General features: G+C 68.2%; 16 protein-coding genes. 12 read left to right on the forward strand and 4 right to left on the reverse strand.

Features of this window, described 5'->3' with window-relative positions:
* The first annotated feature begins 47 nt into the window (after positions 1-47).
* From L3V85_RS12935 to zigA, 4 genes are all read left to right on the forward strand, one after another.
* The gene (locus L3V85_RS12935; RefSeq protein WP_237679598.1) at positions 48-926 is read left to right on the forward strand and encodes a helix-turn-helix transcriptional regulator; all 879 of its coding nucleotides are present in this window, start codon (positions 48-50) and stop codon (positions 924-926) included.
* Between the two features lie 43 nt (positions 927-969).
* Positions 970-1869 (forward strand): SDR family oxidoreductase, encoded by a 900-nt coding sequence (locus tag L3V85_RS12940; protein WP_237679599.1) that lies wholly within the window; start codon positions 970-972, stop codon positions 1867-1869.
* A 130-nt stretch (positions 1870-1999) separates the two neighbouring features.
* Positions 2000-2713: a DUF899 family protein gene (locus tag L3V85_RS12945; protein WP_237679600.1), complete on the forward strand. Its 714-nt coding sequence runs from the start codon at positions 2000-2002 to the stop codon at positions 2711-2713.
* 103 nt (positions 2714-2816) lie between these two features.
* Complete coding sequence (zigA, locus tag L3V85_RS12950; RefSeq protein WP_237679601.1) at positions 2817-4010, forward strand: zinc metallochaperone GTPase ZigA; 1194 nt, start codon at positions 2817-2819, stop codon at positions 4008-4010.
* A 13-nt stretch (positions 4011-4023) separates the two neighbouring features.
* On the opposite strand, the gene L3V85_RS12955 is transcribed toward zigA, so the two are convergent.
* Entirely contained in the window at positions 4024-4512 is a 489-nt protein-coding gene (locus L3V85_RS12955) for a Fur family transcriptional regulator (protein WP_237679602.1), read from the reverse strand.
* Between the two features lie 168 nt (positions 4513-4680).
* Between L3V85_RS12955 and L3V85_RS12960 the strand changes: the two genes are divergently transcribed.
* Positions 4681-5676 carry a Bug family tripartite tricarboxylate transporter substrate binding protein gene (locus L3V85_RS12960; protein ID WP_237679603.1) on the forward strand — a complete coding sequence of 332 codons (996 nt, stop codon included), beginning with the start codon at positions 4681-4683 and terminating at the stop codon, positions 5674-5676.
* Between the two features lie 15 nt (positions 5677-5691).
* Here the strand turns inward: L3V85_RS12960 and L3V85_RS12965 are convergent, their stop codons facing one another.
* Positions 5692-6000, reverse strand: coding sequence for a hypothetical protein (locus L3V85_RS12965; RefSeq protein WP_237679604.1), 309 nt, complete (start codon positions 5998-6000; stop codon positions 5692-5694).
* Between the two features lie 145 nt (positions 6001-6145).
* Between L3V85_RS12965 and L3V85_RS12970 the strand changes: the two genes are divergently transcribed.
* From L3V85_RS12970 to L3V85_RS13000, 7 genes are all read left to right on the forward strand, one after another.
* The gene (locus L3V85_RS12970) at positions 6146-6808 is read left to right on the forward strand and encodes an alpha/beta hydrolase (protein ID WP_237679605.1); all 663 of its coding nucleotides are present in this window, start codon (positions 6146-6148) and stop codon (positions 6806-6808) included.
* Between the two features lie 13 nt (positions 6809-6821).
* Complete coding sequence (locus L3V85_RS12975; protein ID WP_237679606.1) at positions 6822-7139, forward strand: putative quinol monooxygenase; 318 nt, start codon at positions 6822-6824, stop codon at positions 7137-7139.
* Positions 7140-7304: 165 nt separating this feature from the next.
* A complete protein-coding gene (gshA, locus tag L3V85_RS12980) occupies positions 7305-8867 on the forward strand; it encodes a glutamate--cysteine ligase (RefSeq protein ID WP_237679607.1) in 1563 nt (520 codons plus the stop codon).
* Between the two features lie 46 nt (positions 8868-8913).
* Positions 8914-9447 (forward strand): response regulator, encoded by a 534-nt coding sequence (locus L3V85_RS12985; protein WP_414080210.1) that lies wholly within the window; start codon positions 8914-8916, stop codon positions 9445-9447.
* Between the two features lie 132 nt (positions 9448-9579).
* Positions 9580-10509 (forward strand): SDR family NAD(P)-dependent oxidoreductase, encoded by a 930-nt coding sequence (locus tag L3V85_RS12990; protein WP_237679608.1) that lies wholly within the window; start codon positions 9580-9582, stop codon positions 10507-10509.
* A gap of 117 nt (positions 10510-10626) precedes the next feature.
* Positions 10627-11049 carry a nuclear transport factor 2 family protein gene (locus L3V85_RS12995; protein WP_237679609.1) on the forward strand — a complete coding sequence of 141 codons (423 nt, stop codon included), beginning with the start codon at positions 10627-10629 and terminating at the stop codon, positions 11047-11049.
* Entirely contained in the window at positions 11039-11527 is a 489-nt protein-coding gene (locus L3V85_RS13000) for a MerR family transcriptional regulator (protein WP_237679610.1), read from the forward strand. Before L3V85_RS12995 ends, L3V85_RS13000 begins: the two co-directional genes overlap by 11 nt.
* On the opposite strand, the gene L3V85_RS13005 is transcribed toward L3V85_RS13000, so the two are convergent.
* Together L3V85_RS13005 and L3V85_RS13010 are read right to left on the reverse strand one after the other, a co-directional pair.
* Entirely contained in the window at positions 11514-11873 is a 360-nt protein-coding gene (locus L3V85_RS13005; protein ID WP_237679611.1) for an HPF/RaiA family ribosome-associated protein, read from the reverse strand. The two genes, L3V85_RS13000 and L3V85_RS13005, sit on opposite strands and share 14 nt — an antisense overlap.
* A 117-nt stretch (positions 11874-11990) precedes the next feature.
* On the reverse strand, positions 11991-12419 hold the full coding sequence (locus L3V85_RS13010) for a CBS domain-containing protein (RefSeq protein ID WP_237679612.1): 429 nt from the start codon (positions 12417-12419) through the stop codon (positions 11991-11993).
* Positions 12420-12478: the final 59 nt, after the last annotated feature.

Here is a 12478-nt window from a genome sequence, read left to right on the forward strand (position 1 = left end):
TTTTCGGCGACCTGCAGGGGCCGGTTTTTTCAACACAATCGGCATCCATGGGCGAACGCCTTTTCCTCCGGCTCGAAGACGACCCCTTGCACGGGCCGGAGTCGGCCATGCCCGCCGGCACGCTGCGCGCATTTCCGGTGAGCGCCGCGCTGCGCGGGCATGTGTCGCACGTCATGCTGTACCGCGAGACTTTTGCGGAAGGCCACGAGATGCGCGAGCGGGTGCTGCCCGACGGCGCGGTGCGGCTGGTCTTCAACTTCGGCGATGCGCCTTCCGCCGGGAGCAGTGATGGCGGCGGCCTGGCGGTGGAAGCCATCGGCGCTTCGGCCGCGCCCGTCGTGGTGCGCATGCGGCGCAAGGTCGAAGGGCTTTCCGTCACGCTGCGCGCCGGTGCCGCGGCGTCGTTGCTGGGGCTGCCGGCCGGCGAGATCGGCGGCGGCGCGGTCCATCTCGATGCGCTGTGGCGGGGGGAGGGTTCGGCGCTGCTCGAGCGCATGGCCGAAATGCCCGACGACGCCGGGCGTGTCGCGCTGCTGCAGGCGGCCCTGTTGCACCGCCTGGGCGACAACCGCATCGCCGCGGGTAACGACATCGCCATGCAGGCGGCGCGGCTGATCGCGGAGGCCGAAGGGCGCCTGCGGCTGCGCGACGTGGCCTCGACGGTCGGTGTCGGCGAACGGCGCCTGCAGCAGCTCTTTCATGCACACGTCGGCCTGTCGCCGCGCGCCTGGAGCCGGCTCGCGCGGATGCACGGTTGCCTGCGCGCGCTGCGGCGGCGGCCGGTGCCGGCCTGGGCGGAGGTCGCGCTGGAGGGCGGTTTCTACGACCAGTCGCACCTCGTCAACGAGTTCCGAGCGCTGTGCGGTGTCACGCCGACCGAGTTCCTGGGACGCGCGGCTTCGGGTTCTTCCAAGACGGGCGGTTGAGCGCGGGCTATCTTCGTTCGCTCTCGAACAAGGAGCCGAAAAGATGCAGAAAGAAGAAATCACCGACCGTCCGCTAAAGGACTGCGTGGCGGTGGTAACAGGCGCGAGCCGGGGCGCCGGGCGCGGCATTGCGGTCGAACTGGGCGCTGCCGGTGCCACCGTGTACGTCACCGGCCGCAGCACGCGCGAACGGCCGGCCGAAAGCTACGGCCAGTTGCTGGCTCTGTCGGAGATGCAGGCGCTGCCCGGCAGCATCGACGACACCGCCGACGAGGTCACGCGCCAGGGCGGCCGGGGCATCGCCGTGCGATGCGACCACACCCGCGAGGACGAGGTGGCCGCGTTGTTCGATCGCGTGCAAACGGAGCATGGCCGCCTCGACCTGCTTGTCAACAACGCCTGGGGCGGCCACGAGAGTTTCAACGGCGTGTTCGAGGCGCCGTTCTGGGAGCATCCGCTGGCCAACTGGGACAGCATGTTCGACCGCGGCGTGCGCAACCACCTGGTGGCCAGCCGCTGCGCCGCGCCGATGCTGGTGCGGCAGAAGAAGGGGTTGATCGTCACCACCACCTTCTGGGACCGGGGCCATTACCTGCGCGGCAGCCTGTTCTACGACCTAGCCAAGGCGTCGATGACGCGGCTGGCCTTCGGCATGGCGCACGACCTGAAGCCGCACGGCGTTGCATCAGTCGCGGTGTCGCCGGGCTGGATGCGCACGGAGTTCGTGCTGGCCGGCCACAGGACCGACGAGGCGCACTGGCACGAAAAGCCCGAGCTCGCGCGCACGGAGTCGCCGCGCTACCTGGGCCGGGCGGTGGCCGCGCTGGCTGCAGACCCGGCTGTGATGGAGAAGACCGGCGAGGTGCTGCGCGTGGCCGATCTGGCGCGTGCCTACGGCTTCACCGATATCGACGGGCGGCAGGTCGAGGCTTTCGAGATGTAGCGCGGCGTAGGACAACTCCAGGCCCGGCAGGGGAAAAGCACGTACTGGCGTGGCGCGATGTTCAGGATCAAGATGGCACGGCGATCAACGCCACTCCACCATCTTCCAGGCCTTCAGGAGGTGATCCGCCATGTCCGCCAATGCCGAGTCTTTCAGCCTTGCGTCCGCCAGCCAGCTTGCAAGGTCCAACCCCGTGCGCTTCCCTGGCGAAAGCGCCGAGTACCGCAGGGCACGCACCGAGCTGCTCGCCGAAGAAATCGATCTGCGTCGACGCATCGAGCGCGTGGCCGAAATGCGCCGTGCACTGCCGCCGGGCGGTATCGTGCCGCAGGACTATATGTTCCAGGGCGTCGACGGCCCGGTGAAATTCTCGGAGCTGTTCGGCAGGCACCACACCCTCATCACCTACAACTGGATGTTCGGTCCGCAGCGCGAGCGGCCATGCCCCATGTGCACGTCGCTGCTCAGCGCCTACGACGGCGAGATGCCCGACATATTGCAGCGCGTGGCGTTCGCGGTGATCGCCACCTCGCCCATCGAGCGCATGACGGCCTTTGCGCGCGAGCGCGGCTGGCGCCACCTGCCGCTGTACTCGTCGGGCGGCAACGACTTCAACCTCGACTATGCCGGCGAGAAGCCCGACGGCGGAGACAACCCGGCCTTCAACGTGTTTCGGCGCGACGGCGACACCATCCGCCATTTCTGGGCCGCAGAGATGAGCCCCGGCACCGCCGACCCCGGGCAGGACCCGCGCGGCGCGCCCGATGCGATGCCGATATGGAACCTGCTCGACATGACGCCGGAAGGGCGGGGCAAGGACTGGTATCCGAGCCTCGACTACTGACTGAGCGGCCAAGCGGTGCGAGCGGGCTGCACTCGCATCAAACGCAACAAAGTTGCGTTGCTCCATATAATGCAATCCTGTTGCATATATGGAGCCTGCCCACATGGCCGACCGCCTCCCCGTCACCGTGCTCTCCGGCTTTCTCGGCGCCGGCAAGACCACGCTGCTGAACCACATCCTCAACAACCGCGAAGGCCGCCGCGTGGCGGTCATCGTCAACGACATGAGCGAGGTCAACATCGACGCGGCGCTGGTGCGCGACGGCGGCGCCCAGTTGTCGCGCACCGACGAGAAGCTGGTCGAGATGAGCAACGGCTGCATCTGCTGCACGCTGCGCGAAGACCTGCTGGTCGAGGTCGGCCGGCTCGCGAAGGAGGGGCGCTTCGACCAGCTGGTGATCGAGTCCACCGGCATCTCCGAGCCGCTGCCCGTGGCAGAGACCTTCACCTTTGCCGGTGAAGACGGCAAGAGCCTGGCCGACGTGGCGCGGCTCGACACCATGGTGACGGTGGTCGACGCCTTCAACTTCCTGCGCGACTACAGCTCGGCCGACAGCCTGGGCCAGCGCGGCCAGTCGCTGGGCGACGAGGACACGCGCACGGTGGTCGACCTGCTGATCGAGCAGATCGAGTTCTGCGACGTGCTGGTGGTCAACAAGATCGATCTCGTCACCGCAGAGGAGCGCGAGCGGCTGATGGCGATCCTGCACAGCCTGAATCCGCGCGCCCGCATCGAGGTGTCGGAGTTCGGGCGCGTGGCGCTCGACCGGGTGCTCGACACCGGCCTGTTCGACTTCGAGGAGGCCGAGCAGGCGCCCGGCTGGCTGGCCGAGCTGCGCGGCGAGCATCTGCCCGAGACCGAGGAATACGGCATCCGCAGCTTCGTCTACCGCTCGCGCCTGCCGTTCCACCCGATGCGCTTCTGGAAGCTGGTGCAGAGCGAATGGGAGGGCGTGGTGCGCTCCAAGGGCTTCTTCTGGCTCGCGAGCCGGGCCACGCGCGCGGGCTCGTGGTCGCAGGCCGGCGGCGCCTGCCGCTACGGCGCGGCGGGCTTCTGGTGGGCGGCGGTGCCGCGCGAGCACTGGCCGACGGACCCCGAGGCGCTGGAGCTGATCCGCAGGAACTGGGACCCGGCCACCGGCGACGCGCGGCAGGAACTGGTGCTGATCGGCATCGGCATGGATGAAGACGCGCTGCGTGCGCGGCTCGACGCCTGCCTGCTGACGGAAAACGAGATGCGCTTCGGCGCCTCGTGGTGGCAGAACTTTCCCGATCCGTTCCCGTCCTGGAACGCGTGAACGGCTGGCAGGGCTATCTGGCGCACTCGCCGCAGGTGCCGTGCAAGGTCAGGGCGGTGTGGCGGGTGTCGATGCCCTGCTTGCGCAGCGCCTTGCCCAGCCTGCCCATCACTTTCGGCAACTCGGGGTCGGAGGGCAGGGCCAGCACCTTGTGGCACTGGTCGCATTCGAAGGTGTTGCCAGAGGCGGCCTCCACATGGCGGGAGAAGCGGTTGACCCGGTCGGCGCCCACCCGGCGGTCGCACAGGCCGGCTTCGACCAGCCGGTCGAGCACCCGGTAGACCGTGACCCGGTCGGGCGCTTCGCCTGCGGCGGCGGTGTAGGCGGCGGCCACTTCCTCGTGGGTGAGCGGCTGGGAGCTGTGTTCGAGCAGTTCGAGCACGGTCTGCGCGGCGCGCGTCACGCGCAGGCCGCTGTCGCGCAGCAGCCGTTCGCTGTCGAACGGCGCCGCGGGGGCACTGGCGGCAAGAGGGGGCTTCGGGTGCGGGGTGGTGGTCTTCATGCGAAACGCCATTGTGTTGCATCCCGGGTGCCCGCGTCCCGATCGGGGGCGTCGCAAGGCATCGGCATATGCCCGAATACGCCTAAGCATCTGACAAATGGGTCGTTCGCGTGCGAACGGGAGAGCGCCAGAATCGCGCGCTTTGTCTCTCGCTACCGAAAGTCCATCATGCGCGCCCGTTCCCTGCTGACTCCGATATTCGCCCTGGGCGTGTTGTGGGCCGGCGTATCGCTCCCCCTGGCCGCGCAGGCGCAGCCCGCCGCCGGCGCTTACCCCTCGAAGCCGGTGCACATCACGGTCGCGAATACACCCGGCAGTTCGCCCGACGTGCTGGCCCGCTTCCTGGGGCAGCGGCTGTCGGAGCAGTGGAAGCAGCCGGTGGTGATCGACAACCGGGCCGGCGCGGCCGGCATCCTGGCGGCCGACGGCCTGGCCAAGGCGCAGCCCGACGGCTATTCGCTGCTGGTGGGCGCCGACGGGCCGATCACCATCCTTCCCAACATCCAGGCCGGCCTGCCCTACGACGCACGGCGCGACCTGGTGCCGGTGGTGTCGCTCGGCCAGATCGACTTCGTGCTGGTGGCCAACCCGAAGACGGGTTTTCGCACGGTGGCTGACTTCGTGCGCGCGGCCAAGGCCCATCCGGGGCGCATCAACTACGCCTCGGCCGGCAATGGCAGTCCGCAGCAGCTCAGCATGGAGCTGCTCAAGCAGAAGGCCGGTATTTACGTCACCCACATTCCGTACCGCGGCGGCCCGCTGGGCATGCAGGACGTGATTGCCGGCCAGGTCGACGTGATGTTCATCGCCGTGGGCCCGGCGCTGCCGCAGATCCGCAGCGGCCGGTTGGTGGCCCTGGGCACCAGCGGCGAGAAGCGCCATGCGCTGCTGCCCGAAGTGCCGACCGTGGGCGAGACCTATGCGGGCTACCGTTCGGGTACCTGGTTCGGGCTGTTCGCGCCGGCCCGCACGCCACAGCCGGTGATCGACGCCATCGCGGCAGATGCCGGCCGCATCGTGCAGACGCCGGCGGCCCGCGCCGAACTGGCGGCGCAGGGCATCGAGGCCACCGGCCATGCGCAGCGCCAGTTCCAGGCGCAGGTGTCGAGCGAATACGAGCGCTATGCGCAGATCGTGAAGGCGGTTGGCATCAAGGCCGAATAGGTCCCGCGGCCTGTCTCACTTGACGGACCGGGCCAGCGCCTTGGCGAAGGCTTCCACGTCTTCTTCGCGGCACGCCTCGGCGGCCAGCGGGGCATGGCCTTGCGCCACCGCCGCAAGCGCGATGGCCTTCTTGGGGCACAGGCCCAGGCAGCTGCACTGCACCACGCGCAGCCGCGCGGGCAGGTGCGACAGGCCGTGCTTCAGCTCCTTGCGGACCTGCTTGGCCCCGAGTTTCGTGGGGCCGTCCTTGCGTTCTTCGCAGTCGCCGCACACCAGCACGATGCCGGCCAGCTTGGTCTCTACCAGGGGAGGGGAATGGCTCACGCGAGGTTCCTTGGTGTCTTTGCAAAGCATGTTGGGCGCCGCGCAACCATGTGCAAGTCAGCCAACCGGCCGTTTCCATGCCTCTGGCGGGCCCCGAATGCGCTAAGGTCCGGTCATCCGCCTTTCTGAATACCTTTGCCCGACCATGTCCCGTCCCCCGATCGAGATAGAAACCGCCCCCAACCCCACCGCCACGGTGATCGTGATGCACGGCCTGGGCGCCGACGGCAACGACTTCGTGCCGATTGCCAACGAACTCGACCTGGCGGCCGTGGGCCCGGTGCGCTTCGTGTTTCCCAATGCGCCCGTCATTCCGGTGACCATCAACGGCGGCTACCAGATGCCCGCCTGGTACGACATTGCCGTGGCCGATCTCGCGGCGCGCGAGGACGAAGCCGGCCTGCGCCGTTCGCAAGCCGCCATCGAGACACTCATCGCCAGCGAGAAGGTCCGTGGCATCGCCGCCGACCGCATCGTGGTGGCGGGCTTCTCGCAAGGCTGCGCCATGTCCCTCATGACGGGCCTGCGCCACACCGAGCGGCTGGCGGGCATCGTCGGCCTCTCGGGCTACCTGCCGATTGCCGCCACCACCGCGGCCGAGCGCCACGCCGCCAACCACGAGACGCCGGTTTTCCTGGCGCACGGCCGGCAAGACCCGGTGGTGCCGCTGGCCGCCGCCGTGCGCTCGCGCGATGCGCTCACCGCCCTGGGCTACACCGTCGAGTGGCACGAGTACACGATGGCGCACTCTGTGTGCATGGAAGAAATTGCCGACCTGAACCGCTTTCTTCTGCGGGTGCTCGGCTGAAGGAGACAACCCCATGATCCTGGTCATCGGACACGCGCTGGCAAAGCCCGACACCCTGCAGGCGATGCTGGCCATCAGCACCGAGCATGTGCAGCGTTCGCGCGCCGAGCCCGGCTGCATCTCGCATGAAGTCACCACCGACGTGCTCCAGCCGCTGCGCCTGACCTTCGTGGAGCGCTGGAGCGACATGGCCGCGCTGCAGACGCACTTCCGGGTGGACGCCTCGCGCGCCTTCGGCAAGGCGCTGGCGGCCATGGCCGACGGCACGCCGGAGATTCATGTCTACCAGTCCGACGAGATCGACCTCTCGGCGGGCCGCGCCAAGGCCTGATTCCGGCGCATCGCCCAAGCATTCGACCCCCGTGGCGTCTATGCGCGAAGCTATCAAAAAAATAGCGCCCGGCAGGCTAGCCGAACGCGGGATTCCCTGCGCAAGCAACGTGCGCGCACCCGTGCTACCTTCCAGCCCCTCAGAAGATTGATGGGTCATAACAATATGAGCAACAGATTGCAGGAGAGGTTGGGTGCTCTTTCAGCGACACGACTGAAAGGCATGCGACGCGGAATCGAGAAGGAAAGCCTGCGCGCGCTGCCGGACGGCAAGCTCGCGCTCACGCCCCATCCCATAGCCCTGGGCTCCGCGCTCACGCATCCGCACATCACGACCGACTTCAGCGAATCGCAGCTCGAACTCATCACGGGCGTTCACGGCGGCGTGGAGTCGGCCCTGGAAGAGCTCACGCGGGTGCACCAGTTCACCTACCGCGTTCTCGACGGATTGGGCGACGAGCGCCTCTGGGTGTCGAGCATGCCCTGCGGCCTGCCGACCGACGAGACCATTCCGATCGGCCGCTATGGCTCGTCGAACGTGGGCCGCGCCAAGAGCGTCTACCGCATGGGCCTGAGCCACCGCTATGGCCGCCGCATGCAGACCATTTCGGGCATCCACTACAACTGGTCGCTGCCCGACGTGTCGAGCGAACAGTACTTCGCGCTGATCCGCAATTTCCGCCGCCACGCCTTCCTGCTGCTGTACCTGTTCGGCGCTTCGCCGGCGCTGTGTTCGAGCTTCGTGGCGGGCCGCCCGCACGAGCTGCAGCCGCTAGGCGACGGCAGCATGTTCATGCCGCACGGCACCTCGCTGCGCATGGGCCGCCTGGGCTACCAGAGCGACGCGCAGGCCTCGCTGGCCGTGAGCTACAACAGCCTCGAGGGCTACGGCGCCTCGCTGCAGGACGCGCTCACGCGCCCGTGGCCTGCGTACGAATCCATCGGCATCCGCAACCTGGGTGGCGACTACAACCAGCTGGGCACCAGCCTGCTGCAGATCGAGAACGAGTTCTACGGCACCATCCGCCCCAAGCGCGTCATCAACCCCGGCGAACGCCCGCTGCATGCGCTGCGCGAGCGCGGCGTGGAATACGTCGAAGTTCGGCTGATGGACCTCGACCCCTTCGAAACCGTCGGCATCAATGCGCAAACCATGCGCTTCATCGACGTGTTCCTGCTGCACTGCCTGCTGAGCGACAGCCCCGACGACACGCCGCAGGAAATCGCCGACCTCGCGCGCAACCAGCACCTGACGGCCGCGCGCGGCCGCGAGCCGGGCTTGCGTCTCGCGCGCGGCGGCAGCGAAGTGACGCTGGCCGACTGGGGCGTGGAACTGGCCGAGCAGTGCCTGCCGATTGCCGCGGCACTCGACGCGGCGCACGGCGGCGGCACGCAGCACGCCGACGCGGTGCGCGCCGCCCTGGCCGCGCTGCAGGACCCCGACAGCCTGCCTTCGGCACGCGTGCTGGCCGCCATCGAGCAGCAGCATGGCAACTCTTTTGTCGGCTTCGTTCGCGCCCAGTCGGAGCAGACCCGCGCCGCGCTGCTCGCGTTGCCGTTCTCGGCCGAGCAGCAGGCCGCGTTCGAGCGCATGACGGCCGAGTCGATCCAGGAGCAGAAGCGCATCGAGGCCGCCGACACCATGCCCTTCGAGATCTACCGCGAGCAGTACGTGTCGCCCGCGCGCCTGGGCATGACGCGCGGCCGCGTGGCGGCGCTGGCCGCGTAGGCCTTTGGGCCCAACGCGGGGCTGCGGGCGCGGCCCCGCCCCTCGCATGCCGACAGGCGTGCTGGCCGATGGCCTACAGGCATTGGCCCGCATGGCCCACCGCGTGCGCGGCCAGGGCGGAGACCATGTGTCCCATGTCCTGCCCATCTTCGACCCTCTGTTGTATTTCCCGGCCCGCCGCCGGGGTGGCGGTATCGCCATGAGCTTCAAGGCCTACCTCGTCGAAGACAGCCCCGTGATCCGGGAGAACCTCGTCGGTTTCCTGCAGGACGTGGCCGATGCCGAGGTCGTGGCCTCCGCCAGCACCGAAGACGAGGCCGTGACCTGGCTGCGCCTGCACAGCAACGACTGGGACCTGACCATCGTCGACCTGTTCCTCAAGCGCGGCAACGGGCTCGGCGTGATCCACGCCTGCCGCAACCGCGCGCCGCACCAGAAGGTTGTGGTGCTCAGCAACTACGCCACCACCGACATGCGCCAGCGCTCTGAACAGCTGGGCGCCGACGCCTTCTTCGACAAGTCGGCCGAGCTCGACCAGCTGGTGGCCTACTGCGAGCAGGTGCGCTCCGCTCACGGTTGAGCCACGGCTGACCGCCTGACGCGTGCAGGACTGCGCGCCGGCGCCTTTCTGGGGTAAAACGCCACGCTGCCGCCTTCAGGGCGGCAACGACGAACAACGGCAAGCAACTCCCTAGGAAAGCGACAGAGAGACATGAGCAGCAGCAACAGCAGCATCGACTTCAAGGGCCGCGTGGCCATCGTGACCGGCGCGGGCGGCGGACTGGGCCGCCAGCATGCGCTGGCACTGGCCGCGCGCGGCGCCAAGGTGGTGGTGAACGACCTGGGTGGCGCGCGCGACGGCTCCGGCGGTTCGGTGAGCGCCGCGCAGGCGGTGGTCGACGAGATCAAGGCGGCCGGCGGCGAGGCCATTGCCAACGGCGCTTCGGTGACCGACTTCGACGCGGTGCAAGCCATGGTCAAGGAAGCCGTCGATGCCTGGGGCCGCGTCGACATCCTCGTGAACAACGCCGGCATCCTGCGCGACAAGAGCTTCGCGAAGATGGAACTGGCCGACTTCAAGCTGGTGGTCGACGTGCACCTGATGGGCGCGGTGAACTGCACCAAGGCCGTCTGGGCGCTCATGAACGAGCAGAAGTACGGCCGCATCGTGATGACCACGTCGTCGTCGGGCCTGTACGGCAACTTCGGCCAGAGCAACTATGGCGCGGCCAAGCTGGCGCTGGTGGGCCTGATGCAGACGCTGAGCATCGAGGGCGCGAAGAACGACATCCGCGTGAACTGCCTGGCGCCCACGGCAGCGACCCGCATGACCGAGGACCTGTTCCCCAAGGAAATGCTCGAAGCCTTCCGCCCCGAGGCCGTGGTGCCCGCCATGCTGGTGCTGGCCGCGCAGGACGCGCCCAACCGCACGATCCTGTGCGCTGGCGCCGGCACCTTCGAGGCAGCGCACATCACGCTGACGCAGGGCGCCTGGCTGGGCATCGAGGCCGACACGCCCGAGCAGCTTGCGGCGCGCCTGTCGGAAGTGACGGAGCGCCAGGGCGAGGTCGTGCCGCAGAGCGGCGCTGCGCAGGGCTCCAACGAAGTGGCCAAGGGCATGGCCAACGCCAAGCGGGGCTGAACGCCAGCCGCCTGTTCATGGCGCGCTTGACTTCGAGTGCACTCGAGCATTTCCAATGAATTCGCCGGACGCTTCCAGGGCGTCCGGTTCATTCATCCAACGCAAGGAAATCAAGCCATGAACACGATCGAAAACAAGGCTCTCGTCCAGCACATCCACGACGAACTGGACAAGGGCAACGGCCAGGCCTTCGTCGACAGCCTCGCCGACGACGCAAGCTGGAAGCTCGAAGGCAGCACCGCATGGTCGCGCACCTATCAGGGCAAGAAGGCGATCCGCGAGGAACTGCTGAACCCGCTCTTCGCGCAGTTCGCGGCGCCCTACCGGAGCAGGACCGAGCGCGTCATCGCCGAGGGCGACCGGGTGGTGGTGCTCTTCAGCGGCGACGTGCCCACCAAGGCCGGCAAGCGCTACAACAACCGCTATTGCTACGTCTACCGACTCGAAGGAGGCAAGGTGAAAGAGCTGACCGAATACTTCGACACCGCGCTCGTGCAGGAGGCGCTGCAGCCGCCTCCGCCAGTCGCCCATGCCGTCTGACAGCAGGGGCGTGCCTTTCCACATCGGCGAACTGGCGGCCCGCACCGGCCGCACGGTGCATGCCATCCGCTGGTACGAGACCCAGGGGCTCGTGCCCGGCGTGGCGCGCGACGAGGGCGGTCGGCGCCTCTACGGCGAGCCGCATGTGGGCTGGCTCGACCTGATGGAGCGGCTGCGCCGCACCGGCATGTCGATCGCCGAGATGCGCGAATACACGGCGCTGGCCGTGCAGGGAAAGACCACGCTGCGCCAGCGGCGCGACATGCTCGCGGCGCACCGCGAGCGCGTGACCGAGACCATCGCCGAGTGGAAGAGGGCGCTGACCCTGGTCGAGCGCAAGATCGGCTTCTACGACGAGTGGATGGCCAGCGGCCATCGTCCGCCGCCGGTTCCCGCGGGTCCGGCAACCGCCGCTGCTGCAAAGCCTCGCGGGCGACGGCGCGGCGGCGGTGCGGGCGCCGCGGCTACTCCGCGATGAAGCTGGGGTCGGTGCGGATCGAGCCCCGGTCCCGGTGGTTGTGAAGGCGGCCCAGGGTGCTGTCCAGCAGCCGCTTGAGCTTGTCGGCAGCGCCGCGGAAGGCCTCGTCGAGGCTGGCCGCGTGCTGCTTCACCGCCAGCGGCTGGTGGTGCGCCAGGCGCGCCTCCATCATGCAGCACTTGTCGGCGCCGCCGGTCTTGTCGTGGTTCTCGTCGCTCAGATGCACCTCGACGCGCGTCACGTCCTCGACGAAACGGCTCAGGTGCTGCTTGATCTCGGTGTCGGCCCAACGCTCCAGCGCGTCCTTGTTGGTGATGCCGTTGCTCGTGTTGACCTGAATCTGCATGCAATGTCCCTGCTGGATGGATGAACGAAAGCCCACTGTGCGCCCGGATGCGCCGCACCGTGCGTAGGTCTACTCCCTACCCACGCGCCGGGCAGGGTCCGCAATGCGGCGTGTTTCTCAGCTCTGGATGTACGTGGTCAACTGCTCGATGGTGGCCTCTTGGTCCGAGATGATGTCGTCCATCAGGTCCTGGATCGAAATCATGCCGACCACCTTGTCGCCTTCGACCACCGGCAGGTGGCGGAACTTGCGCTGGCTCATGAGCGTCATGCAGGCGCGCGTGCGGGTCTGCGGCGTGACGGTCATCACGTCGGGCGTCATGATCTCGGAGACGCGCACTTCCTTCGAGTTCTTGCCCTGCAGCGCCACCTTGCGCGTGTAGTCGCGCTCGGAAAGAAAGCCCACGAGCTTTTCGCCGTCCATCACCATCAGCGCGCCCACTTCGAAGCGGGCCAGGGTGGCCAGCGCGTCGAACACGGTGGCATGCGGAGAGGTGCGCCAGGCCGCGGAATCGTGACGCTTGAGCAGTTCGGAGACGGGTTTCATCGCGGTAACTCCATAAAAAAGTTTTCGACTAGACCGACGCTCATGCGCCGCGCTCGCTC

The organism is Variovorax paradoxus (assembly GCF_022009635.1).
Taxonomy (GTDB): Bacteria; Pseudomonadota; Gammaproteobacteria; order Burkholderiales; family Burkholderiaceae_C; genus Variovorax.